At 50.4% G+C, this 23802-nt stretch carries 23 protein-coding genes; 14 read left to right on the top strand and 9 right to left on the bottom strand.

Annotated elements, in window-relative coordinates; translation table 11 throughout:
- Positions 1 to 194: 194 nt before the first annotated feature.
- The 6 genes from ACO0LI_RS16720 to ACO0LI_RS16695 form a co-directional block, all read right to left on the bottom strand.
- Complete coding sequence (locus ACO0LI_RS16720; RefSeq protein ID WP_423033871.1) at positions 195 to 1415, bottom strand: ABC transporter substrate-binding protein; 1221 nt, start codon at positions 1413 to 1415, stop codon at positions 195 to 197.
- A gap of 88 nt (positions 1416 to 1503) precedes the next feature.
- Entirely contained in the window at positions 1504 to 2244 is a 741-nt protein-coding gene (locus tag ACO0LI_RS16715) for an ABC transporter ATP-binding protein (protein WP_423033869.1), read from the bottom strand.
- Positions 2241 to 3014, bottom strand: coding sequence for an ABC transporter ATP-binding protein (locus ACO0LI_RS16710; RefSeq protein WP_110254387.1), 774 nt, complete (start codon positions 3012 to 3014; stop codon positions 2241 to 2243). Before ACO0LI_RS16710 ends, ACO0LI_RS16715 begins: the two co-directional genes overlap by 4 nt.
- Before the next feature lie 163 nt (positions 3015 to 3177).
- Positions 3178 to 4797, bottom strand: coding sequence for a GMC family oxidoreductase (locus ACO0LI_RS16705; protein ID WP_422951694.1), 1620 nt, complete (start codon positions 4795 to 4797; stop codon positions 3178 to 3180).
- 19 nt (positions 4798 to 4816) lie between these two features.
- Positions 4817 to 5854, bottom strand: coding sequence for an NAD(P)H-dependent flavin oxidoreductase (locus ACO0LI_RS16700; RefSeq protein ID WP_423033867.1), 1038 nt, complete (start codon positions 5852 to 5854; stop codon positions 4817 to 4819).
- 935 nt (positions 5855 to 6789) lie between these two features.
- On the bottom strand, positions 6790 to 8286 hold the full coding sequence (locus tag ACO0LI_RS16695; protein WP_423033865.1) for a CoA-acylating methylmalonate-semialdehyde dehydrogenase: 1497 nt from the start codon (positions 8284 to 8286) through the stop codon (positions 6790 to 6792).
- 113 nt (positions 8287 to 8399) lie between these two features.
- On the opposite strand from ACO0LI_RS16695, the gene ACO0LI_RS16690 reads away from it, so the two are divergent.
- The 4 genes from ACO0LI_RS16690 (at position 8400) to ACO0LI_RS16675 (ending at position 10908) form a co-directional block, all read left to right on the top strand.
- Positions 8400 to 9284, top strand: a complete 885-nt coding sequence (locus tag ACO0LI_RS16690; protein ID WP_423033863.1) for a LysR family transcriptional regulator — start codon at positions 8400 to 8402, stop codon at positions 9282 to 9284.
- A 117-nt stretch (positions 9285 to 9401) separates the two neighbouring features.
- Positions 9402 to 10130, top strand: a complete 729-nt coding sequence (locus ACO0LI_RS16685) for a substrate-binding periplasmic protein (protein ID WP_422951698.1) — start codon at positions 9402 to 9404, stop codon at positions 10128 to 10130.
- The gene (locus ACO0LI_RS16680; RefSeq protein WP_423033861.1) at positions 10130 to 10405 is read left to right on the top strand and encodes a hypothetical protein; all 276 of its coding nucleotides are present in this window, start codon (positions 10130 to 10132) and stop codon (positions 10403 to 10405) included. The genes ACO0LI_RS16685 and ACO0LI_RS16680 overlap by 1 nt, the downstream gene beginning before the upstream one ends.
- Before the next feature lie 56 nt (positions 10406 to 10461).
- Complete coding sequence (locus tag ACO0LI_RS16675) at positions 10462 to 10908, top strand: FKBP-type peptidyl-prolyl cis-trans isomerase (protein WP_423033859.1); 447 nt, start codon at positions 10462 to 10464, stop codon at positions 10906 to 10908.
- A 27-nt stretch (positions 10909 to 10935) separates the two neighbouring features.
- Here the strand turns inward: ACO0LI_RS16675 and ACO0LI_RS16670 are convergent, their stop codons facing one another.
- Positions 10936 to 11220 carry a hypothetical protein gene (locus ACO0LI_RS16670; protein ID WP_423033857.1) on the bottom strand — a complete coding sequence of 95 codons (285 nt, stop codon included), beginning with the start codon at positions 11218 to 11220 and terminating at the stop codon, positions 10936 to 10938.
- Positions 11221 to 11395: 175 nt separating this feature from the next.
- Here ACO0LI_RS16670 and glpK point away from each other — a divergent pair, with 175 nt between their 5' ends.
- From glpK to ACO0LI_RS16625, 9 genes are all read left to right on the top strand, one after another.
- On the top strand, positions 11396 to 12865 hold the full coding sequence (gene glpK / locus ACO0LI_RS16665) for a glycerol kinase GlpK (protein ID WP_423033855.1): 1470 nt from the start codon (positions 11396 to 11398) through the stop codon (positions 12863 to 12865).
- A 126-nt stretch (positions 12866 to 12991) separates the two neighbouring features.
- Positions 12992 to 13522 (top strand): SRPBCC family protein, encoded by a 531-nt coding sequence (locus ACO0LI_RS16660; protein WP_423033853.1) that lies wholly within the window; start codon positions 12992 to 12994, stop codon positions 13520 to 13522.
- A 45-nt stretch (positions 13523 to 13567) separates the two neighbouring features.
- Positions 13568 to 13951 (top strand): hypothetical protein, encoded by a 384-nt coding sequence (locus ACO0LI_RS16655; RefSeq protein WP_423033851.1) that lies wholly within the window; start codon positions 13568 to 13570, stop codon positions 13949 to 13951.
- Between the two features lie 233 nt (positions 13952 to 14184).
- Positions 14185 to 15399, top strand: coding sequence for a DUF3419 family protein (locus ACO0LI_RS16650; protein WP_423033849.1), 1215 nt, complete (start codon positions 14185 to 14187; stop codon positions 15397 to 15399).
- Positions 15400 to 15407: 8 nt separating this feature from the next.
- Positions 15408 to 16532, top strand: coding sequence for a hypothetical protein (locus ACO0LI_RS16645; RefSeq protein ID WP_423033847.1), 1125 nt, complete (start codon positions 15408 to 15410; stop codon positions 16530 to 16532).
- A 924-nt stretch (positions 16533 to 17456) separates the two neighbouring features.
- Positions 17457 to 17966 carry a DUF2059 domain-containing protein gene (locus ACO0LI_RS16640; RefSeq protein ID WP_422951707.1) on the top strand — a complete coding sequence of 170 codons (510 nt, stop codon included), beginning with the start codon at positions 17457 to 17459 and terminating at the stop codon, positions 17964 to 17966.
- Positions 17967 to 18080: 114 nt separating this feature from the next.
- Complete coding sequence (locus ACO0LI_RS16635) at positions 18081 to 19355, top strand: glycosyltransferase (protein ID WP_422951708.1); 1275 nt, start codon at positions 18081 to 18083, stop codon at positions 19353 to 19355.
- Between the two features lie 63 nt (positions 19356 to 19418).
- Positions 19419 to 19769: a hypothetical protein gene (locus ACO0LI_RS16630; protein WP_423033845.1), complete on the top strand. Its 351-nt coding sequence runs from the start codon at positions 19419 to 19421 to the stop codon at positions 19767 to 19769.
- A gap of 229 nt (positions 19770 to 19998) precedes the next feature.
- A complete protein-coding gene (locus ACO0LI_RS16625) occupies positions 19999 to 21216 on the top strand; it encodes an arabinose transporter (protein ID WP_423033843.1) in 1218 nt (405 codons plus the stop codon).
- Between the two features lie 70 nt (positions 21217 to 21286).
- On the opposite strand, the gene ACO0LI_RS16620 is transcribed toward ACO0LI_RS16625, so the two are convergent.
- Positions 21287 to 21940 carry a TetR family transcriptional regulator gene (locus tag ACO0LI_RS16620; protein WP_422951711.1) on the bottom strand — a complete coding sequence of 218 codons (654 nt, stop codon included), beginning with the start codon at positions 21938 to 21940 and terminating at the stop codon, positions 21287 to 21289.
- A gap of 11 nt (positions 21941 to 21951) precedes the next feature.
- Entirely contained in the window at positions 21952 to 22905 is a 954-nt protein-coding gene (locus ACO0LI_RS16615; RefSeq protein ID WP_423033841.1) for an NADP-dependent oxidoreductase, read from the bottom strand.
- Positions 22906 to 23118: 213 nt separating this feature from the next.
- Between ACO0LI_RS16615 and ACO0LI_RS16610 the strand changes: the two genes are divergently transcribed.
- Positions 23119 to 23775 (top strand): AraC family transcriptional regulator, encoded by a 657-nt coding sequence (locus tag ACO0LI_RS16610; protein WP_423033839.1) that lies wholly within the window; start codon positions 23119 to 23121, stop codon positions 23773 to 23775.
- Positions 23776 to 23802 lie beyond the last annotated feature (27 nt).

Below are 23802 nucleotides of genomic sequence, written 5' to 3'. Positions count from 1 at the left end.
CTGTGAAAGACTCTGAGAGAAACGGTTTCGTTTTTAACATTGGAAGCATCGCGACGAAGTCCGCGACGCTTCCATTTCAAATTACAGGCACGGCATAAAATTCAATTCCCGGGATGCAGAGCAAGGCGCAAAACACAGCAATACTTTAGTATTGCGAGGCTTTGCAACGCAGCTATGCGCCCGGAAATTGGATTTTATTTCCAGAGGGAGCACTTGGATTCTGATTTAGTCGTAAATGCTTGCTCACCCGGAATAGTCTGCGCCACTTTGTAATAGTCCCAAGGCTCTTTGGACTCAGCACTGGTCTTCACCTGCATGAGGTACATGTCATGGATCATGCTGCCATCGCCGCGGATGTAACCGTTTTTAGCGTAGATGTCATTGATCTTGGTTGTCCTCAATTTTTCCATTACCTTGGTCATGTCATCCGTACCGGCGGCCTTGACGGCATTCAGGTAAGTCAGGGTCGCAGAGTAGTCAGCCGCTTGCAGGCTGGAAGGCATTTTTTTCATTTTTTCGAAGTAGCGGCGTGACCATTTGCGCGCTTCTTCATTCTGGTTCCAGTACCAGCTATCGGTCAGATACATACCTTGCGTGGCGTTCAGACCCAGAGAATGGATGTCATTGATAAACATCAGCAAGCCAGCCAGCTTCATGGTCTTCGTGACGCCAAATTCATTAGCGGCTTTTACGGCATTGATGGTGTCACCACCAGCATTTGCGAGGCCCAGGATTTGTGCCTTGGAAGCTTGCGCCTGCAACAGGAAAGAAGAGAAGTCAGATGCTGACAAAGGATGCTTGACCGCGCCCGCAACCGTACCGCCATTGGCTTTGACGACATTGGCTGTATCACTTTCCAGCGACGCACCAAAGGCATAATCAGCAGTCAGAAAATACCAGCTCTTGCCACCCTGTTTGACGACTGCAGAACCTGTACCCTTGGCCAGCGCAACGGTGTCGTACGCATAATGCACGGTGGTCAGTGCGCATTCTTCATTGGTCAGGCGGGCAGAGCCGGCACCGATGGAAATAAAAACGCGTTTCTTTTCTGCGGCCACTTTTGCCATCGACAAAGAAGTACCGGAGTTGGTACCGCCGATCAGCATATCGACGCCATCACGGTCAAACCATTCACGGGCGCGGCTGGCGGCGATATCGGCCTTGTTTTGATGGTCGGCTGTGACCAGTTCAATTTTCTTGCCCAATACCGTGCCGCCAAAATCGGCAATCGCCATCTTGATGGCTTCTGCACCACCCTGGCCATCTATATCAGAATACAGGCCAGAAATATCGGTGATGAAACCGATCTTGACCACATCACCAGATACTTGCGCATTTGCATTCAGCGCCAGGCCAGCCAGTGCAGCGGAAACAGCGAGACTTGCTACTTTTAATTTCGTGAATGTTGCTTTCATGCGTCTTCTCCAATCATATTTTTATTCAAACCTGCTTCACCAAGACAGCGAGGCAGTTACTTAACCATGCCAACCAAACACACTTACATTACACGCCCAATAATTCATTCAGAACAGGCATTTTTTCCTGCAATTGCGCAGACGCAAAACTCTCAACGATCTGCCCATGCTCCATGACATAAAACCTGTCCGCCAGCGGAGCAGCAAAGCGGAAATTCTGTTCGACCATGACGATGGTGTAACCCTTGGATTTGAGCATCGTGATCATGCGTGCCAAAGCCTGGACGATGACCGGTGCCAGGCCTTCGGAAATTTCATCGAGCAGCAAGAGACGGGCACCCGTGCGCAAGATGCGCGCCACTGCCAGCATCTGTTGTTCACCACCTGACAAACGTGTGCCCTGACTGTTTTTACGTTCTGCCAGATTGGGGAACATCTCGTAAATCTCGGCTACCGACATGCCCTTGTTATCTTTCGATACCGAAGGTGGCAACATCAGGTTTTCTTCTGTGGACAAGGACGAAAATATCCCACGCTCTTCAGGGCAATAACCCACGCCCAGATGCGCCACTTTATGGGTAGGCAGATGGATAGCCTCTTGGCCATTGATCTTGATCGAACCCTTGCGGGCACCAGTCAGGCCAACAATGGCACGCATGGTGGTCGTGCGGCCGGCACCATTGCGGCCGAGGATGGTCACGACTTCGCCCTGGTTCACTTTCAGATTCACGTCATGCAGGATATGTGATTCGCCATACCAGGCTTGCAGGCCGGTAATTTCCAGTGCCGGGCTGGTGTTGGTACTTGTATTTTTACTCGTGGCACTCATGCATGCGCCCCTTCCAGCTCGCCGCTGGTACTGCCCATATAGGCTTCCATGACTTTGGGATTGGTGGATACTTCCTTGTACGTGCCTTCAGCCAGCATGGCACCGCGCTGCAAGACCGATATCTTGTCGCAAATACCCGACACCACGTTCATATTATGTTCCACCATGAGGATGGTGCGGCCCGCCGACACCTTCTTGATCAGCTCGGTCACGCGATGCACATCTTCATGGCCCATGCCTTGCGTGGGTTCATCGAGCAACATCATTTCAGGTTCCATCGCCAGGGTGGTCGCAATTTCCAGCGCACGCTTGCGGCCATAGGGCAAATCGACGGTGACGGTGTCAGCAAAAGAAGTCAGATCAACCTCAGCCAGCAACTCCATGGCACGCGCATTGAGCTGGTTCAGCGATTGTTCGCTTTTCCAGAAATGAAAGGATGTGCCGAGTTTTCTTTGCAAGCCTATGCGCACATTTTCCATGACAGTCAGGTGCGGGAACACTGCTGAAATCTGGAATGAACGTATGATGCCCTGGCGCGCAATCTGGGCCGGTTTGGCCGAGGTGATGTCGCGTCCATTGAACAGGATTTGCCCCGAAGTCGGGACAAGAAATTTGGTCAGCAAATTAAAACAGGTGGTCTTGCCGGCACCGTTAGGGCCGATCAGGGCGTGGATATGCCCACGCTGCACCTGCAAATTCACATCGCTTACAGCTGTGAAGCCCTTGAACTCTTTGGTCAAGCGCTTTGTCTCCAGGATGACGTCGGTCATCTCTTCTCCTTATTGTCTGGCTTATGGTTATTACTCCAACGCGACAACACTTCCTTTATTTTTTGGAAGTTTTTATATTAGCTTTTTATAATACCCAGCAAACCGTTTTCTAAACAATACGGTATAACTACCATAAGTAGTACCACGCAAGATTTGGAAGTTTTTATTTTCCCAATATACTCCTTGCCGCCTTCTCTGCAATCATCACAGTAGGTGAGTTGGTATTACCTGAGGTTATAGTCGGCATAATAGAAGCATCAGCCACGCGCAGGCCGTTTATGCCTATGACGCGCAAGTTGCTATCGACTACCGTCAGAGCATCGTCTGCACGACCCATTTTGCAGGTACCTACCGGGTGGAAGATCGTTGTACCTATATCCCCTGCTGCTCTGGCCAGTTCTTCTTCCGTCTGGAACTGTACACCAGGCTTCATTTCCTCTGGCTGGTATTTTTGCAATGAGGGCGCGGCGATGATCTTGCGTGTCAGTTTCAGCGAGTCGGCAGCAATCTTGCGGTCTTCAGGCGTCGTCAGGTAGTTGGGCACGATTTTCGGTGCTGCTGAAGCATCATTGCTGGCAATGCGCACATGACCACGCGAAGTAGGGCGCAAATTACAGACACTGGCCGTGAACGCCGGGAAATCATGCAGCGGGTCACCAAATTTCTCCAGCGACAAGGGCTGCACATGGTATTGCAGATTAGGTGTCGCCTGGCTGGCATCCGAGCGGGTAAATGCACCCAGTTGCGACGGTGCCATCGACATCGGGCCACTCTGGAACATCGCATATTCCAGCCCTATGCGTGCCTTGCCTATGAGGCTATTGGCCATCTTGTTGAGTGTTTTGGCACCGGTAATCCTGAATGCAGAACGTATCTGCAAATGGTCTTGCAAGTTGCTGCCAACGCCAGGCAATTCATGCACAACATCAACGCCAGCCTGTTGCAAATGTGCCGCATCACCTATGCCCGACAATTGCAAAATCTGCGGTGAACCTATCGCTCCTGCGGCCAGCACGGTTTCTTTCATGGATTCGGCAAACCAGTTGCGGCCACCACCTGTGAATTCCACGCCTGTGCAACGCTTGCCTTGCTCATCACTCCTGATAACCAGCTTTTGCACTTGGCAACCAGTCATGATAGTCAGATTGCTACGCTCAGCCGCCGGTTTCAGAAAAGCCTTGGCAGCATTCCAACGTATACCGCGTTTCTGGTTCACATCAAAATAGCCGCAGCCTTCATTATTGCCACGGTTAAAGTCATCACTTTTGGGAATGCCAACTTCGGCTGCTGCATTGCGGAAAGCATCCAGGATTTCCCATGACAGCCTTTGTTTTTCCACCCGCCATTCACCGCCCTTGCCATGGAATTCTGCGTCACCGCCGTGGTGGTCTTCGCTCTTCTTGAACAGTGGCAAGACATGCTCCCAGCGCCAGCTATCGTCACCTGTCAGTTCTGCCCATTGCTGGTAATCCCTTTCCTGTCCTCGCATATAAATCATGCCATTGATGGATGAGCTGCCACCCAGCACCTTGCCACGCGGATAAATCAGGCTGCGGCCATTCAGGCCCGCTTCTGCCTCGGTACGGAACATCCAGTCTGTGCGCGGATTATTGATGCAGTACAAATAACCAACCGGGATATGTATCCACACGTAATCATCCTTGCCACCTGCTTCTATCAGCAAAACCCGGTTGTCAGGGTTCTTGCTGAGGCGGTTCGCCAATACACAACCTGCAGTACCGGCACCAACTACGATGTAATCAAACTGTCCTGCTGCTTCCATACCAATTCCTTGTTGTTTATTAAGCCTGCATTTCTGCAATTAATGCAGCCATCAGCTCTGCCACACTCAAATCTCTCACTGCAGCCATGCCCTGTCCGGCCCACATCGACATCAGTTCAGTATTCGCAGCCTTGCCTGCCGCTGCGCGTATGGACCCTGTCAGTGCGTTTTGTATAGGATAGGCGGGAACTTTGTCAGCCACGGCATCCATGGTTTGCATGAAATGATTGTCTAGGCCACGTGCAATACGGCCAGAAAAAGCACGGGTCTGGCGTGTCGTATCGCTACTACTGTCCAGCAAACGTTGCTTGTAAGCTGGGTGTATCGCTGATTCCTTTGTCGTCAGGAAGGCAGTACCCATCTGCACCATCTGCGCACCAGCCTGCAGCATTTGTTTGATCTGCCTGCCATCCATGATGCCGCCAGCGGCAATGATGGGCACCTGCATATGCGGCTTGCAGGCTTCCAGCAAGGCGAACAGGCCCAGAGTCGATTCTTTTTGTGCACCAATGAAAGTCCCACGGTGACCACCCGCCTCCACCCCTTGCAGGCAGACAGCATCCGCTCCCATGGCTTGCCAGACTATGGCTTCCTGCAAGTTGGTGGCAGTACCCACCACTTTTATTCCCGCGTCGTGCAGGCGTTGTAACTGGCTGCCATGCAGCACATCAAAGGTAAAACTGGCGACCGCAGGGCGGGCCGTGATCAGGGCATCAAGCTGGGCTTCAAAGTCTTCACACCAGCGGGTTGGGGTCGGCAAGTTGTCCCAGCCCAGTTCTGCACAAACTGGCTGCAGCAAAAGCTTGGCGGCTTCAAGGGCAGCAAAATCAACTTGTGGGCGGGTTTGTACGAACAGGTTGATGGCGAAAGGCTTGTCCGTCAGTCTTCTGATGTGTTCAGCCTGCTCTATAATGGCGAGCGGGGTCAGCAAGGGGGCTGCCAGCGAGCCCAGGCCGCCTGCGTTGGACACTGCGGCCACCAGTTCCGGGGTGGTGGCGCCACCGGCCATGGGGGCCTGGATGATGGGGTGGGGGCAGAGGGTTGGCAGGCTGGGCATTTACGACTCCGGGTCAAGTTAATGATATGAATTGCTGGTAATAAGGAAATCGAGCTTTCTTGATCATGTATAAATTAAGTTTTTGTACGCTAACCGATTTACATACTTCTGTCACTGTATTGCGATTGCAGGTCGGGGGTAGCCCGACAACTACTCACTTTTCTTGTCTCGCCAAGAAAAGTAAGCCAAAAGGCGACCGAGGCGTCGCTGCCCCCTGAAGGGGGTTCCCGTTTGTGCGGTACAAAAAATGGGAAGGTCCGAAACTCGCTGCGCTCAGACAGCGGCCCTTCTTTTTCCATTTTCTGTACCGCACAAACGGCATCGACACATCGGAACGGCAAAATTCAAAAACAACGGCAACCCCCAAAACCCCAGTTGATCAACGTCCTTAACACAATTTAAATTTAGGTCGCATTGACGTTGTTTTTGACTCTGCTTTTGATCTTAATCCGCTTGGGACGATGTAATTTGTGCTTCACGGAAAATGGATCAGAAAGCTTCGTTGTTTGAGCGCAGCGAGTTTCGAAGCTTTCCCATTTTTTGTGACGCACAAATTATGCTGGAGCGTAGCGCAAGCACCCGAAGGGCGAGTCTGCGGTCGCCTTTCTTTGAATACTTTCTTTGGCGAAGCAAAGAAAGTATTTCGGCTGCCGGGCCGAGACCCGGCTTGTGTCCACTAAGGGCAATCTCTTTAATAAAGATTCAAGCATGCAACGAACGTCATTGGACTTCAGCAAACAAAAACATACATACTTGAAAAGCCTAATGTTGGGCTGATAAAGCGTAGCCCAACCTACGAAACTATAAACGTATGCAACGAACGCTGCTGTACTCCTGCCTGAGCAGGAGCGACGACAATCTGATTGCCGTTTATCGACAGAACCCCATCCTCATCCCGACCTTCTCCTTGAAGGAGAAGGAGCAGCACGCAGTCGCTACTTCGCCACCGGCATCGTAAACTCCGCCCCTTTATCTATGCTGTCCGGCCACCTCTGCATGATGGATTTATAGCGCGTATAAAAGCGTATGCCCTCTTCGCCATAGGCATGCACATCGCCAAATAAAGAACGCTTCCAGCCGCCAAAAGAATGCCAGGCCATGGGCACAGGAATAGGCACATTGATGCCCACCATGCCGACTTGTATGCGACGTGAGAATTCGCGCGCGGTATTACCGTCCGAGGTAAACAAAGACACGCCATTACCAAATTCATGACGGTTGATCAGTTCAACAGCAGAGGCAAAATCAGGGACGCGGACTACGCACAGGACAGGTCCAAAAATTTCTTCGCGGTGTATTTTCATGCCCTCTTTGACATGATCAAACAAACAGCCGCCGAGGAAGAAACCAGACTCATGACCAGGCACTTTAAGGCCACGGCCATCGACCAGCAATTGCGCGCCTTCGGCTATGCCTTCAGCGATATAAGATTCGATTTTTGCCTTGTGCTGGGCTGTCACTACCGGGCCCATTTCGGCATCAGACTCCATGCCGTTCTTGATCTTCAAGGCCTGCACGCGTGGTACTAAAGCTTCGACTAATTTATCAGCTACATTGCCAACGGCAACAGCGACCGAGATCGCCATGCAACGTTCACCGGCAGAACCGTAAGCTGCACCCATCAGGGCATCGACGGCTTGTTCCAGATTGGCGTCGGGCATGACGACCAGGTGATTTTTTGCGCCGCCCAGAGCCTGCACGCGTTTGCCCATGCGCGTGCCTTCGCTGTAGATGTATTCAGCGATAGGGGTGGAACCTACGAAGGAAATAGCCGACACATCCGGGTGCTGCAGCAGTGCATCAACAGCCACTTTATCGCCCTGCACGACATTAAAAACACCATCCGGCAAACCGGCTTTTTTGAGCAAGTCAGCTATCAGCAAAGAGCAGGAAGGGTCGCGCTCGGACGGTTTCAAAATGAAGGTATTGCCCGTCGCTATCGCCAGCGGTGCCATCCACATCGGCACCATGAAAGGGAAGTTGAAAGGCGTAATACCAGCCGTCACACCCAGCGGTTGACGCAAGTTGTAATTGTCTATGCCACCACCGATATTGTCCGAGAATTGCGACTTCAACAGTTGCGGCATGCCGCAGGCGAACTCAACGATGTCTATGCCGCGTGTGACTTCACCCATGGCGTCCGACAAAACCTTGCCATGTTCGCGGGTGATCAGGGTTGCCATTTCCTTATGATGCTGGTCCAGCAATTCCTTGAACTTGAACATCACACGGGCGCGTTTCAGCGGCGCAGTTTCTGCCCAGGCAGGTGCAGCAGCCTTGGCAGCGGCGATGACAGCCTCAACTTCTTCCGGGCTGGCGAGGGCTACACTGCCTGTCACTTCGCCAGTAGCAGGGTTGAATACATCTTGCTGGCGGCCACTGGCAGAAGCATAAGCCTGGCCATTCATATAATGCGCGATTGTGGATGTCATAAGTAAACCTTAGAGGTAATGTGAAATTTTTTCTGCGGTGGCATAGAGATTAATTCACTCGCCCTGCTAAATCCAATGAGTTATTATCAATAGCAATATAAGGATTGCTGATAATGGACTTGATACAACTACGTGCCTTTGTCGCCGTGGCGAAAGAAGGTAACCTGACGCGGGCAGCAGAACAATTGCATGTGACCCAGCCCGCCGTCAGTCTGCAGATCAAGTCCCTGCAAGATAGCTTGCAACTAAGTTTATTCACACGCAGCGCCAGCGGCATGCGCCTGTCCAACGATGGTGCAAAACTCTTGCCCTATGCAGAAAAAGTCATTGCCAGCATGGGCGAATTTCGCCAGGCCGCCCATAGCATGCACAGCACCATCTCTGGCGAGCTGGCGATAGGCACGATACTGGACCCGGAGTTCACCCGACTCGGTATTTTTTTGAAACGCCTGGTCGAGACTTATCCACAGTTATCCACAAAGTTGCAGCAAGGCATGTCGGGTACGGTCTTGCAACAAATCCGTGCGGGTACGCTGGATGTGGGCTTTTACCTGGGCCAGCCACCGGACGACGGCAAAACACCCTGCCACAGCCAGGTGCTGACGCCATTTACTTACCGGGTAGTGGCACCCAAAGGCTGGAAAAACCGGGTCGCTGGCCAGGACTGGGCCAGCCTGGCCAGCTTGCCATGGCTGTGGACACCGGCAGAGTCTGCCCATCACCGGCTACTCAGCCAGATTTTTGCCGGGCTTGGGGTAGCCCCCAACAAAGTCGCCCTGGTAGATCAGGAACCGAGCATGCTGGATCTGGTCAAGTCTGGCGTTGGCCTGAGCCTGATACGGGATGCCATTGCAATACGCGAAGCCCACGCCCATGGCCTGGTGATTGCTGATGCTGTCAGTATCACGACAGAACTGAGTTTCATCTGTCAGGAAAAACGCCAGCATGAAGCCATGATCGCAGCAAGTTTTGCCTTGTTGAAAACGATCTGGGTATAGAAGTTTGCAAGAGTGTATCCCCAGCCGCACACAAGGGCTTAAAACCAGAAAATTTCTGCCTTTATTGGAAATTCAGCGGTATATTCCCACCACTCATCTATTTCGGAAACATCGTTCGTGAAATTCCTGTTATCCAGTTTGCTTGTATCTCTGGCCATCGTTCCTGCCATCAGCCATGCAGAAACGATCAAACTGCTTATCCAGGAATTTGCACCTTTCACCCATACCGAGCCCAAGAGCGGTGAAATCCAGGGTGTATTGACTGAAAAGATACAGGAAATCCTCAAGCGTGCAGGCGACAATTACAGCATCAGCAGCACATCACTGGCGCGCGGTTTGAATTCCACGCTGAATGATGACAATACCTGTCTGTTTGGCTTTCGCCGTACTCCTGAACGTGAGAATTCATATAAATGGGTAGGCCCGCTGGTCAACGACAATTGGGTGTTATATGGCCGCAAAATGGATCTCCGTATCCTCAAGAATTTTGAAGATGCCAAGCCATATTCAATAGGCTCTTATAAAAATGCCGCCACAGGTTTGCAACTCAACGAACAGGGCTACAAAATAGAATTTGCGAGCCAGGATGAAGACAATCCACGCCTGCTGGTGAATGGCCGGCTGAACTACTGGATAGTCTCAGAGTCACACGGCATGTTCCTTGCCCAGCAGCAAGGCTTTGCCAATGATATTGTGCGTGCCATCAAATGGAAAAGTGTAGAGCTCAATATGTTATGCAATGTCCGCATGGACAAACAGCGCATAGAGCTCTACAACAAAATCAATAAAGAACTGGATAATGACGGCACCATGGAAAAAATCATGCGCAAATACGGAGTCAAATAATGGCCAGATCAACCAAGGCCGCCTATGCTGTCAATCGCCTGCGTGAACGCAGCAACAATGCGCCCTATTCCATGGTCAGCCTCGCCGATGGCCGCTTTTCGCTGACCCTGGCTAATCTCGAACAACCAGACGAATTACCAGTCAGCGTCAGCGATGCCATGGAAATGGATGAATTTGTCGTTTATGTTAACAACCTGCATAAACAGGCTCCCAAAAAAGCCAGCAAACTGGATGTCGCTTTTGAGAAAAAAATTGCGGCAGCCAAACAGAAATAAAAACCTGCAGAAATAAAAGTTTTCAGAAGTAAAGTCTGATCTATAAGGAAAATTCTATGAAATACAATTGTCTTACCGCCCTGCTCGCCACCAGCCTGTTCGCTGGCATCCTATCGACTGCACCGACCCAGGCACAAGCTGCTGACAGCGTGGTCATCAACAGGCTGACTAAAATCGATGAAAAAGTCGGTAGCGGCAAAGAAGCCCTGCCTGGCAATACCGTGTTTGTCCATTACACGGGCTGGTTGCATGATCCTTTTGCCAGCAGAGAGCGTGGTAACAAGTTTGACAGCTCTGTAGGCCAGCAAGCCTTCTCCTTCACCATAGGCTCAGGCCGCGTCATCAAAGGCTGGGAACAAGGGGTTGCAGGGATGAAGGTAGGTGGCAAGCGCACCCTGATCATACCGCCAGAACTGGGCTATGGTGCTGCCGGTGCAGGCAATGGCATGATACCGCCGAACGCCTATCTGATCTTTGATATTGAATTGCTGGACGTGAAATAAGACCTTGTATTCGCAGGAGCCTAGCCTTCAGGGCAACTGACTGGCTTTGATTTCCTGCAAATCTGTCCAGACAGATTCATAAGAATAAATTGCATAAAAAAATACCGAGATCGCCAGCACCGTTGCCAGGGTTCCTGCATAAAACAGCAGGCTAAGGCCAGCAGGGAAAATATACTGGTACCAGCCCAGCAGGCTGGCAGCGACCATGGCAAAAAAAGACAGATTGATCAGGCGGCGGCTTTTACGCATGGTGCCAAAAGCAAAAAACACCAGCACCAGTAAAGTCAAAGAAAAATTAAGTAAACCCGCCACAGAATTGCCTTTCTTGCTTAATATTAAATCAATAATCTACTATATCAAATTCAATCCTGTTTGCCATTGTACTAATGGCTAAAATTGTAACCAGACGTCAACATCAGGCTGAAAATTTTTCATTCTGCATTTTTCTGGCACTCGCACAGGCGGGCCAGATGCACCAGGAATTTTTATGACATATCTGCTTGCACTAGACCAGGGCACTTCCAGCTCACGCAGCATCATTTTTAACGAAGGCGGTGAATTGATTGCCACCGCCCAGCAAGAATTCCGCCAGATTTTCCCGCAGCCAGGCTGGGTAGAGCATGACGCCCAGGAAATCTGGCAAAGCCAGTTTGCCACTTGCCAGCAAGTCATGAGCAAAGCCGGTTTGCAGGCAAAAGACATCGCCGCCATAGGCATTACCAACCAGCGCGAAACCACGGTGCTATGGGACAGGAAAACTGGCCAGCCGCTATACCATGGCATCGTCTGGCAAGACCGCCGCACAGAAGCTTATTGCGATGAATTGCGTCAGCAAGGCTATGCGCCACGCATACAAACCAAAACTGGCCTGATACTTGACCCCTATTTTTCTGCCACCAAACTCAAGTGGCTGCTCGATCATGTTCCCAACGCCCGCCGCCGTGCAAATGCCGGTGAACTGGCTTTTGGCACTATCGACAGCTGGCTGGCCTGGCAACTCAGTGAAGGAGCGCTGCATGTCACCGATGTCAGCAATGCCTCGCGCACCATGCTGTACAACATCCACGACAACAAGTGGGATGAAGAATTACTGAGCTGGTTTGACATACCCAAAAAGCTGTTGCCAGAAGTCTTGCCGTCCAGCCACCAGTTTGGTCATAGCAAGCTGCTGGGTGCCGCCATCCCGATTGCCGGCATTGCCGGTGACCAGCAGGCCGCCTTGTTTGGCCAGGCCTGCTTTACCCCGGGCATGGCCAAAAATACCTATGGCACGGGCTGCTTCATGCTCATGCACACTGGTGATCAATGTCCAGATTCGCAAAACGGCCTGATCAGCACCGCAGCCTGCCAGACCGATGCTCACGCCCAATATGCGCTGGAGGGTAGTGTCTTCATCGGCGGAGCAGTCGTGCAATGGCTCAGGGATGGTCTGAAAGCCATACAGCATTCGACCGATGTGGAACAACTGGCCGCCACCGTGCCAGATTCTGGTGGCGTGGTCTTTGTCCCTTCCTTCACCGGCCTTGGGGCGCCTTACTGGGTGCCTTCTGCCAAGGGTGCCATCCTCGGCCTGAGCCGTGGTACGACCGTCGCGCATATCGCCCGCGCCGCGCTGGAATCGATTGCCTTTCAAAGTACTGCCCTGCTGCAAGCCATGGTCAGGGACGCGGTTTTCCCTATCAGGGAATTACGTGTCGATGGCGGTGCAGCAGCAAATAATATGCTGTTGCAATTCCAGGCAGATTTGCTGGGCATACCGGTGATACGCCCCAAAGTCACAGAAACCACGGCCCTGGGCGCAGCTTATCTGGCAGGTTTGGGAGCTGGGGTATATAAAAGTATGGAAGAATGCGCAAACCAGTGGCAAATGGAGACGCAATTTACGCCAGCCATGAGCCGCGATGAAGCCGCCAGCCTTATGCAAAACTGGGAAATCGCCATAGGGAAAGTAAGATAAAACAATTAAGACAAGACAAGTAAGATAGGACCAGTAAAATCTCCCAAAGACAAGATATCCACAGCCTGTTTTACAGTCAGCTTTATAGCTTATAGCTGGCATTTTTACTAAAAAGAGAGAAAAAAAATGAAAATCATCAAATGGTCTGCTGGCATACTGATTATTGCCATCGCCCTGATACTGGCAATCGCCTATGCCTTGCCAAATGAATACAAGGTCAGCCGCAGTGTCCAGATACATTCCACCCCGGCCAAGATATTCCCCCTGATCGCCACACCCAGGGAATGGAAAAACTGGTCAGTCTGGAACCAGCGTGACCCGAATATGAAAATGGAATTTTCTGGCCCGGAATCAGGCACGAATGCTGCCTGGGAATGGAAAAGCGCTTCACAAGGCAATGGCGGCATGAAACTCAGCCACGCCAGCCCTTTCCGTGAAATTGATTATGAGCTGCATTTTGAAGGCATGGGCAAACCATCGACAGGCAGTTTCCTGCTCGAAGCCCAGCCAGATGGCACTAAAGTCACCTGGAAAATGGAAGGCAGCAGCGAAGGAAATTTCATGATGAAGCTATTTGCCCCATTTATGGATAAAATGGTGGGTCCCGATTTTGAAGCTGGCTTAAGTAATCTGAAAAAGTTCGGTGAGAAAAATTAAAGCCCACGTAGCTAAAACTACATCGCATTTCGACTGATTGCATCAATGAAACTCAAGTATGTCCTGATACTGGCATTGCAGATGCTGACCGCACTGCCAGTTTCCCCTGTTTTTGCAGCAGCAGCTGGCAATACTTCGGCCCCGGCCAAAGCAGCGCCAAGCACGCAGGCGGTGTTCGTCGTCGCACCAGAAGATTTGCCCAAGCAAAATTCTGGTGTACAGATAGACACACCCAAGCAAGCCGCCACTGAAAAAAGCAATAAACCTGATGTACCTATCCTGGTATGGTCAGGCCCGGTCCCCCTGGCAGGTGGCCTGTGGATACTGGTCGCCTCCATGCCAGTACTGGCCTCGCTGTATTTCGCTTATCAGTTACTGATGTTCATCAAAGCCAGACGCCGCCGTTTATCCACAGAGCGGGGTAGTTGAGCGCTGAATTTAAATAAGAAAAAAGACTAAAAAAGGGGACTTATACAAACTCGTCCCAGCAAGGCGTAGCGACGAAGACAGTACTTTAGTACGGCTAGGAGCTGCAACGCAGTTGGGGCGAGTTTTTATAAGTCCTTATACGTTTTTCACATAATCTTCATCAATCTGTCACCAGCCTGTCACCTCTGCATCCTAAAGTCTCCCTTAACCTACAACCATAAGCGGAGACCAGCATGTCCAGCAAAGCCTTGATAGACAATGCCGTTTTCAATTCCACCACGTCTGGCCGCAAGGGCCTGGCAGACAAATTGTTTGCCCACTGGTTCAGCCGCCTTGTGTATGCCCAGATCTGGGAAGATCCACAAGCTGACCTGAATGCCCTGCAACTGAAACCAGGCGCGAATATCCTGACCATTTCTTCCGGCGGCTGCAATGCCCTGGCTTATTTGTCCGCTGAACCGGCTGCAGTGCATGCCGTGGATTTGAATGCAGCACACCTGGCGATGTTGAATATCAAGCAAACTGCCATCAGGCACTTGCCGGACTATGATGCGGTGCTGGCATTTCTGGGTAATGCCGACAAGCCAGATAACCTGAAGCGCTACAAGCGTCATATACGCAGTCAATTGTCAGACGATGCCAGCAACTTCTGGGAAAGTCGCTCTTTGTCAGGCAAACCACGCTACCATTATTTTACCAACCAGGCTTATCAGCATGGCTTGCTGGGTAACTTCATCGGCTTTGCGCATTTCTTTGTGCGCATGATGGGTGGCGACATGAGCAAGCTCATGCAGGCTAACAACCTGCAGGAACAGGCACAAATGTTCGAGCAATATGTCGCGCCAGTATTCGAGACGCGCTTATTCCGCCTCATCGCCAGCCAGCCGCTGGCCCTGTATAGCCTGGGCATACCGCCATCGCAATTTGCTGAACTGAAACACGATGCCAAAAACGGCCTGCATCTCTTGTTCAAGGAAAGAATGCGTCATCTGGCCTGTGATTTCCCTCTGGCAGAAAACTGTTTTGCCCAACAGGCATTTGGCCGCCGTTATGACACCAAAAAACAGGCTGCCCTGCCCATGTATCTGCAACAGGAGCATTTCCATACCCTGCGCCGCAATATAGACAGGCTGCATCCGCATCATCAAACCCTGACTGATTTTTTGCGTGGCCAGCCACGGGCGTCCATGGATGCTTATCTCTTCCTTGATGCACAGGACTGGATGGATGAGCAACAATTGACAGAACTCTGGCAAGAAGTGACGCGCACTGCAGCACCTGGAGCCAAAGTGGTATTCCGCACCGGTGGCAGCGAATCACCGCTGGAAGCCAAGTTACCGGCAGACATACTGGCCGTCTGGCATACCGATGTTGCGCATAACCGTGCCCTGTATGCCACTGACCGCTCTGCCATCTATGGCGGCATGCACCTATATACCAAGATGTAATCAGTAAATTGCATACCTCTTTACCGCCACGCGTGGTGGCAGATGCGCTGTGGCTGCTGACTGCGCGTTCGCGCGGTGGCCGGCACTGGCTGCACAATGCCACTTGCGACATCCAGGCCATAGAAATTGCCGGACAAAGCCAGCCCGTGAGTTTGCTGGACAGCAGCAACTGGCAAGAAAGCTATGTTGCCAGTCCACGTTCAACCTGGTTGCGTTATCCACGCCAGGAGCTGCTGCGCGGCGCAAGTCCAGCCAAGGCACAAGCGATCAAACTACTTAGTTGTCCCATCCTTGGGCCACTTTCTGCGCTGTTCAAAGCCAGTAAACTGGACCAGGCAGCGATTATTGCCAATCACCTGGTTTCCACCAATTTGTACGCAGACTGGTCAGCAGATGACATCAATCAAACTACCGACAAGCTGCTAAGCACTTATCCACAGCGCCCACTGATGATGCGCAATATCTGTCCACAGGTAAACCCTGAACTGGCTGCCAGCCTGCTTGCTACCGGCTGGCAATTACTACCCAGCCGCATGATCTACCTGTGCGATCCACAACAAACCAGCGTCTGGAAACACAATCATGTGAAACAGGATGCCCGCCTGCTCGATCATCCTGAAGTAGAAGTACTGACACATGAACACTTGCAAATGCAGGATATCGCTGTCTTGCAACAACTCTACCGCCAGCTCTTCATCGACAAACACTCTTACCTGAACCCAGACTTCACAGCCGCTTTCTTTGAGCTTTGTCTGGAAACCCAGTTTCTGGAAATGCATGCATTGCGCTGGCAAGGCCGCCTGGTCGGTGTGCTCGGTATTTATACCCACCAGGAAAATGGCTGGCTGACTACACCTTTGATAGGTTATGACACCAGCCTGCCTAAAGAACTGGGTTTGTATAGGAGATTGATGGCTTTATTACTCAAAACAGCCAGAGACAAGAAGCTGAAACTGCATTACAGCTCAGGTGCCAGCCAGTTCAAACGGGCACGCGGTGGCATGCCCCAACTGGAATATACCGCCATCTATAACCGCCACTTATCCACAACTGCAGTACAAAGTACTGCGCTTTTTGCCCGTTTACTCAGGACTTTTGCGCCAGCAATCCTAAAAAAAGCGGACGGGATTTAAGTAAAAAATATAAAAACAGACATGTTTTTCCTGTGGATAAGCCTATGCATATCCACAGGACGAACTGTGCAAAACCACGAAAAGTCTGACTGAGGTTTTTCTTATCCCAAAACCGTCCTTTTTTCATACAGGACTTATCAGTGCATCTATACATGAACTAAGTGCTTGTTTCTGTGGACAAATTAAGACTTATCCACAAAAAATCGCGACGTTAACTACTATTACTATGTATATATAAACTAATTATTTAATTAAACCCTTTTCGGAAAACCCTGGAAACTTTTTCTGAAAGACCTGGTTTTGATGCAAATAAAAAACGCCTGATTAAAAAATTTGGAATTTGATATTTACAATTCGATCTTTCAAAAAAAGCAGCTGGTCAACACCAGACACTTTTCATAAAAAACCTGGCCTCCAAAAAATAGGGCATCACATTTTTTTTATTGCAGACAAATTCAAGTTTTGAAAATTGCCTTGCTTTAAAAAACGCAGTCCATGACTTTGCAAGAGATCATCGACCTACTTTTTTCCTGAAATTCTTCCTTGCAGCGCTGTAAATCAGCTTTCTTTTGAAAATTTACGTTGAAAAACAACATTTCTAAAAAAATCTTTGTGGATAAGTCTGCTGATATCCACTGCATCTATTGTGTGTAACTCCGAATTCACTGATCAGCAGGTTTACTGTTCAGATTTTGTCCTGTGGATATACAGACTTTTATCACCGCCTTATCATTTGCCTAAGCGCTTGATCCTGTGGATGTTTACCGACTTATCCACAGCAACATGCCTGCGTTAACAACTATTACTATTTTTATATAAAGTTATTCAAGTTAAAGGTATCCACAGCTCAAAAAACGCAAAAAAACAAAAGCAAAAAACTGTCGTAGAATCCGTTACTCATTCAATCCTCAGGGACAAAACACCATGAAACTATGGTCAGGTTTACTATTTTCAGCCGTGCTGGCTTGCTCTGCTGCCCATGCAGAAAAACCGACTGAAGCCTCCGTCAAGGAATTGCTGGTATTGACGAATAGTCAGCAAATCCTGAAAAGTACCGAAGCGCAGATGGATGCCGTCATGAAAAACATGATGAAAGCTGTCCTGAAAGACCAAGCTATCAATGCTGACCAGCAAAAAATCTTGGATAAGTTTCGGGATAAAGTCATAGATATCCACAAGTCAGAGATGACATGGGAAAAACTCGAACCGATTTTTATTGAAATCTATTCAAATTCCCTGAGTCAGGAAGAAGTCGACGGGATAGCTGTTTTTTACAGATCCCCGGCAGGCAAAGCTTATGTCAGCAAAATTCCAGTCATCGTTCAGCAAAGCATGGGAGCAATGCAAAAAGTGATCACTCCCATGATGGACAAAATGATGGAAGCGTCCAAAAAAATGGCAGAAGAATTCCGTGAGCTGGAAAAAAATAAATAAATTGCAGAAATTTTTTTTATGTTTTAGATACAAATAAGAGAAATTAACGGATTTTAGTAATTTTTATGAAATGTGCCCTGCTTACAAAAATAAAACAGCACGAGCAAGGGCGCAATGACTGACACCAGGCATTTCATTTTCCTGGGCATGGGCACTCTTGGGGATATCTTCCCTTTTCTGAGTCTGGCTACTGAAATGCAGAGACGCGGGCACAAAGTCACCATGCTAGTGTCCCCGGTACATGCCCGGCATGCAGAGATGGCCGGGATTGCCTATGAAGTGCTGGGCAGGCAAGAAGACTATGACGCTGCCTTGCATAATCCAGATATGTGGAATACACGCACAGGCATGGCGGTAGTACTTGCCTCATGCAAATGCGTATTTAAAGAAATACCTGATTACTTTGCTACCCTGCCATCCGATCAGGATTGTGTATTGATCAGCCACCCTCTTGGTCTGGCAGCAGCAGACCTGGTGCGCAGCTTCCGTCCGGATATTCCCATCGTCGCAGCTTATCTGGCGCCATCCAATTTAAGAACTGTGCATGATCCCCTGGTCATGGGGGATTTATTCATACCGCGCTGGTTGCCGGTATGGATGCGTCACTGGCTTTGGGCTTACGCAGATAAAAATTTTGTTGATCCGGTAGCTGTACCTATGGTCAATCAGGCCAGGTTGGCGAGGAATCTGCCACCGATTACCAGCCTCGCACCGTATATGTATGAAGTACCAGACCTGAGTATCAGTTTTTTCCCTGCATGGTTTGCCGCAGTACAGCCAGACTGGCCGACAACTATGGCAATGGGAGAATTCCAGCTCTATGACAGCAGTCCGGCTACAGACTTATCCACAGAGCTCGAAGAATTTCTGGCCTCAGGGCCTGCACCTGCCATTTTTACCCCAGGTTCAGGGAACATACAGGCAAGTCATTATTTTGAATGTGCACAGCAGGCAGTGCAAAAACTGGGTTTGCGGGCGATATTCCTGAGTACTCACCGTGAGCAGATCGCCTCTGTCCTGCCGGCTGATATACTCTGGCAAAGTTATCTGCCATTGCGCAGCATCTTGCCGCGTGCATCAGCCCTGATACACCATGGCGGCATAGGTACGACGGCAGAAGCGCTAAGAGCAGGCATACCGCAATTGCTGACGCCGCTGGCATTTGACCAGTTCGACAATGCTGCGCGTGTACAAAATCTGGGTGCAGGTGATTTTCTGCGCATGTCGCGTCTGACTGCTGGAAAATTGACGCACAGCCTGTCACAACTGCTGGGCTCTGCATCAATCAAAACCAATTGCGCAATCCTTGCTCAGAAATTCAATCAAACTGGCCATGCAGATTCTTTATGTGATGCGATTGAAGCGATAGAATTAAAACAGAAACTATAAATTCCGCGTTAAATTTAAATAGCCAAACTTATCCACAGCTTATTATTGTCTATAGGTTTTCTTATGCACGATTTCAAGTGGTCAGATACAGAAAAGAAAGTCGCACGGGCGGCGTATGACAACGCATTACAAAAAGAATTGGCAGCGATCACGGCGAGATTTAAAGAACTTGCCAATGCTGTCAACTCTCCGGATGAGTTATGGGAAATAGAGGCCTATCTACAGAAAGCCAGGAAGAGAATAGATGCAAAGTATGATTATCGTTATTCACGATTACCATTATTGCTGGCTCAACTCGTTTTTCAAAACCTGGTCAAACGTGAAGACTTACAAAAACTGTCGCAAGACAAGCTGGAAATCATAGACAGCCTGTTAGAGAAAGATAGAAATTATTTTTATGAAAGCGATCAATAATCGATAAAAATTTAATTTCCCGTTACACAAGCGAGCATCTCTGCATCCATTTAAAACGCGAATACTTAGCGCCACCTGTTAAAAAATAAGAATCTGAAAAACTCGCAAAGCCACGTCCTGCCTGGCTCGCAAGGTAGTTTCATGTTGCTAAAATTACGCGACTATTCGACCAGGACGAAGACTTTTATCATATCCAGCATCAATCACACGATTATGTCTGGAGTTTTTTATGTCTTTATCTTCTCAATCTTCGCCACCATTGTCTGCAGCACCCGCAGCCGCTGGTGGCAGTGTTTTTCTGAAATTGCTGCCGCTGACACTGGCCGTTTTTATCGGCTTTCTGACCATGGGTATGCAGCTGCCCGTATTGCCCTTATACCTGCATAACAGTCTGGGCATGAGTACCCTGGTCGTAGGCCTGGTCATCGGTGCACAATTTACCGTCGCCCTGCTGTCACGCGCCTGGGCTGGCAATTTTGCCGATATGCGTGGTACCAAACGTGCAGTACTCACGGGCGCTGTGATTATTGCCAGCTCTGGCCTGGTGTATCTGGCATCCCTGCCCTTTGTTACTACACCGGTGGTATCGGTTTGGATATTGCTGGCTGGCCGTGTCTTGCTGGCCATAGGTGAGAGCCTCATGGTTACCGGAGCCCTGGGCTGGGGCATAGGCCTGGTCGGGCCGCAAAATGCAGGCAAGGTCATGGCCTGGGTAGGCATCGCGATCTACGGTGCATTTGCCTTCGGTGCACCGGCAGGTGTGACCATCCATGCGCAATTGGGATTTGCAGGCATAGGCATTGCGACTATCTGCATGCCGGTAGTGGCGTTGCTGGTAGCTTTATATATACCTTCTATCCCACCGACAGCTACTACCCGCATGCCTTTTTACAAGGTATTGAGTACAGTCATGGTACCCGGCCTGGGCCTGGCACTGGCCAGTATAGGTTTTGGTGTGATCACGGCTTTTTCTGCCTTGTTGTTTGCAGCAAAAAACTGGGGTAATTCTTCGCTTGCATTTACCTTCTTTGGTGTAGCTTTCATCGGTGCCAGGATATTATTTGGTCATTTGCCAGACAAGCTTGGTGGTGCCAGGGTCGCACTCGTCAATGTCGTGATAGAAGCTGCAGGGCTACTGTTGATCTGGTGGGCTGATACGGCCAGCATGGCATACATAGGCGTTGCTTTGACAGGCTTTGGCTATTCACTGGCCTTCCCCGGTTTCGGTGTAGAAGCTGCGCGCCGTGCTCCACCGCAAAGCCGCAGCGTTGCCATGGGTGCCTATGTCGCTTTTCTTGATATGTCGCTGGGCATAGTCAGTCCATTGGCAGGTTTTATCGCCGGGCATTGGGGTGTGGATGCTGTTTTCCTGGCAGCCAGCGTAGCTGTGGCTATGTCTTTACTGGTGGCTGTGCGTTTGCTGGGCAAAGCATCTGCAAGTGCATAAGGTGTTTAAATTTTGTAGGGTGCACCATTCGCACACCGCGACATGGGTACTACATCAATTGATCAGGCGTTCATGAAGCCTGATCAATTTCCTTTTTGCTTTTGACGCTGCTCAGGTAAACACAAAACATATCTGCCATGGCATCCGCATAGTCATCTATTCTGTCAGTTGGATAGCCATTTGTCGACACATGTTCACCGGCACTGCTGAGCGTGGTGGAAATCAGTTCTTCAACGATGGAACGTGTTGCTGCTGTTGCCGTGGGCAGCAATTCTTCAATAAATACCTGCATGGTCTGGTCCCAGTATTGCCATGCTTCCTGTGCTTCAGGATCATCGTTATACTGCGGGGCGATATCGGTCAGGGCGTTGCGCATCTGTGCTTCTTCACATTCTGAACGAATGAAAGCATGGACCAGGCTACGTAAGCGCTCCAGCGGTGCCTGCTGGGTATCCTGCAATATCTCGCGCAACATGCCGCCAGTCTGCCGCCATTCATCACTTTGCAGGCGAAACAGAATGGCCGCCTTGTTGGGGAAATACTGATACACAGAACCCACGCTGACGCCGGCTCTTTCTGCTACCCGCGCCGTGGTAAATTTTTGTGCGCCTTCGCGCTGTAAAACCTGGAGGGCCGCTTCCAGTATGGTTGCGACCAGATCAGCCGAGCGACTTTGCTGGGGCCGCTTTCTTGAAGAAATAGGAGGAGTCCGGGGTTTGCTCATGAAAATATGAATCACGCATTAAGGTCCAGTACAATTTTACCGCGGGTACGTCCGCTCGCGGAAAGTTCAAAAGCTTCCTTGATTTTGACTAGTGGCAAGACGGTCTCCACATATGCCTTTAATTTAACTGCTGCAAGCAATTTGCTGATGGACTCAAGCTGTCCTGAGTCAGGCTTGCACTGTACCCGCGCTACGCTTACATCATGTTGCACGTTTTCGTCTTTAGGGAAGGCTACCGAGGTGACTAAAAAACCTCCTTTTTTAAGCGTAGAAAATGCCCGCTTAAAAGTATCACCACCAACAGTGTCGAAAACCACATCGATGTCCCGCACTACCCGCTCGAATGCTTGTGCAGTGTAGTCGATAAAAGCATCCGCACCCAGGCTGCGAACAAATTCCTCGTTGCGTTGCGAAGCCATGGCTGTCACATGTGCGCCTGCAGCCTTGGCCAGCTGGATCGCCATGGAACCAACACCGCCAGAACCGCCGGTAATCAACAGGCGTTGTCCGCTGGTGAGTTTTGCCAGATCGAACATTGCCTGCCATGCAGTCAGGGACGCAAGAGGAACGGCCGCCGCATGAATGAAATCAAGCTGCGCAGGTTTAATGACCATATCGGCTGCCTTGACCACGGCATAGTCAGCAAAAGCACCGGATTTGACAATGCCGTAAACCGCATCTCCTTGCGTCAGGCTGGTGACGCCGTGGCCCAGCTTTACGATGGTGCCGCTCAATTCGCTGCCCAAATATATGGGCAAAGTCATGCCCATACGCTCACCCGCACCATCCCGGATTTTCCAATCTACCGGATTAATACCGGCTGCATGCACTTTCACCAAAACCTCACCATCTCCAACTTCAGGGCGATCAATCTCTATGCAATTCACCACATCATTGTCACCATATTCATTGATCACGATTGCTCTCATTTTTTCGCTGATGTTTTTGCTCATATTTTCGTTCATGCTTTATTCCTCGGCTCAATTTGTTCTAAATTTGTTCCCGCTTGGTGCAGCCATGATAGGCTAAGGGCTTTACGATGTGATGCCAGCATGCATCGCTGAAAGGCCAATTTGCAGCAAGCATCCTTTAGTCTTCACCGAGGCGTCAAATTGCAGGGCGGCGGCGAACCCATGCATTCCCATGGACAGGCGCAGCTGACCTTCGCCGCCTCGGGGATGGTACAAGTACATACAGTAGAGGGGCGCTGGCTCGTGCCCAGCCAGCTTGCAGTGTGGATACCGGCAGGAGTTGAGCACCATGTCGAGGTGCTGACGGATGCCGAACTCTGGATGGTGCACTGGGAACTATCCATCATAAAAGCCTGGGCGCCGCCAATACCGCTGGAGCGCGCATTTGCATTGCGGATAACCCCGCTCATGCGCACCCTCCTTGACACCGCTTTTGCAGCCAATACCACAGCGGACAAGAGCGAACTTGTCGTCAGGTTGATGCTGCACGAACTGACTGAAATAGAGCATGCGCCTACGTTTCTTCCTCTGCCAAAGAGCGCCGTTGGACGGCGCATTGCCAATGTCGCTTTTGGCGACCGTCGTAACCAATTGAGTGTGAATGAAATAGCCTCACGCGCCGCTACCTCAGTGCGCACCTTGAGCCGTGTGTTCCAGGCCGAAACCGGGCTCACTTTCAAGCTTTGGCGGCAGCGGGCGCGTATCGTGCTCGCGATGGACAGACTAGCCCGGGGAGTAGCGATTGCGCAGGTAGCTTCAGAATTAGGTTTTGCCAGTACAGCTTCATTTTCATGTGCCTTCCGTCAGGTCACGATGCTGACGCCAACGGATTTTATTGGCGCTGCAGATAAAAAAAGCTCCTGAGATCAGGAGCTTTTTCTTTACAGTGAC

Origin of the sequence: Undibacterium sp. Tian12W (assembly GCF_049339405.1) — a bacterium.
GTDB lineage: Bacteria > Pseudomonadota > Gammaproteobacteria > Burkholderiales > Burkholderiaceae_D > Undibacterium.
The sequence above is the reverse complement of the archived record's forward strand: the minus strand, read 5'-3'. Positions and strand labels throughout refer to the sequence as shown.

What these genes read in the sequence shown, in the direction of transcription:
- ACO0LI_RS16720 (WP_423033871.1), bottom strand. Translation starts at nt 1,415, where the DNA reads ATGAAAGCAACATTCACGAAATTAAAAGTAGCAAGTCTCGCTGTTTCC.
- ACO0LI_RS16715 (WP_423033869.1), bottom strand. Translation starts at nt 2,244, where the DNA reads ATGAGTGCCACGAGTAAAAATACAAGTACCAACACCAGCCCGGCACTG.
- ACO0LI_RS16710 (WP_110254387.1), bottom strand. Translation starts at nt 3,014, where the DNA reads ATGACCGACGTCATCCTGGAGACAAAGCGCTTGACCAAAGAGTTCAAG.
- ACO0LI_RS16705 (WP_422951694.1), bottom strand. Translation starts at nt 4,797, where the DNA reads ATGGAAGCAGCAGGACAGTTTGATTACATCGTAGTTGGTGCCGGTACT.
- ACO0LI_RS16700 (WP_423033867.1), bottom strand. Translation starts at nt 5,854, where the DNA reads ATGCCCAGCCTGCCAACCCTCTGCCCCCACCCCATCATCCAGGCCCCC.
- ACO0LI_RS16695 (WP_423033865.1), bottom strand. Translation starts at nt 8,286, where the DNA reads ATGACATCCACAATCGCGCATTATATGAATGGCCAGGCTTATGCTTCT.
- ACO0LI_RS16690 (WP_423033863.1), top strand. Translation starts at nt 8,400, where the DNA reads ATGGACTTGATACAACTACGTGCCTTTGTCGCCGTGGCGAAAGAAGGT.
- ACO0LI_RS16680 (WP_423033861.1), top strand. Translation starts at nt 10,130, where the DNA reads ATGGCCAGATCAACCAAGGCCGCCTATGCTGTCAATCGCCTGCGTGAA.
- ACO0LI_RS16675 (WP_423033859.1), top strand. Translation starts at nt 10,462, where the DNA reads ATGAAATACAATTGTCTTACCGCCCTGCTCGCCACCAGCCTGTTCGCT.
- glpK (WP_423033855.1), top strand. Translation starts at nt 11,396, where the DNA reads ATGACATATCTGCTTGCACTAGACCAGGGCACTTCCAGCTCACGCAGC.
- ACO0LI_RS16660 (WP_423033853.1), top strand. Translation starts at nt 12,992, where the DNA reads ATGAAAATCATCAAATGGTCTGCTGGCATACTGATTATTGCCATCGCC.
- ACO0LI_RS16655 (WP_423033851.1), top strand. Translation starts at nt 13,568, where the DNA reads ATGAAACTCAAGTATGTCCTGATACTGGCATTGCAGATGCTGACCGCA.
- ACO0LI_RS16650 (WP_423033849.1), top strand. Translation starts at nt 14,185, where the DNA reads ATGTCCAGCAAAGCCTTGATAGACAATGCCGTTTTCAATTCCACCACG.
- ACO0LI_RS16640 (WP_422951707.1), top strand. Translation starts at nt 17,457, where the DNA reads ATGAAACTATGGTCAGGTTTACTATTTTCAGCCGTGCTGGCTTGCTCT.
- ACO0LI_RS16635 (WP_422951708.1), top strand. Translation starts at nt 18,081, where the DNA reads ATGACTGACACCAGGCATTTCATTTTCCTGGGCATGGGCACTCTTGGG.
- ACO0LI_RS16630 (WP_423033845.1), top strand. Translation starts at nt 19,419, where the DNA reads ATGCACGATTTCAAGTGGTCAGATACAGAAAAGAAAGTCGCACGGGCG.
- ACO0LI_RS16625 (WP_423033843.1), top strand. Translation starts at nt 19,999, where the DNA reads ATGTCTTTATCTTCTCAATCTTCGCCACCATTGTCTGCAGCACCCGCA.
- ACO0LI_RS16620 (WP_422951711.1), bottom strand. Translation starts at nt 21,940, where the DNA reads ATGAGCAAACCCCGGACTCCTCCTATTTCTTCAAGAAAGCGGCCCCAG.
- ACO0LI_RS16615 (WP_423033841.1), bottom strand. Translation starts at nt 22,905, where the DNA reads ATGAACGAAAATATGAGCAAAAACATCAGCGAAAAAATGAGAGCAATC.
- ACO0LI_RS16610 (WP_423033839.1), top strand. Translation starts at nt 23,119, where the DNA reads ATGGTACAAGTACATACAGTAGAGGGGCGCTGGCTCGTGCCCAGCCAG.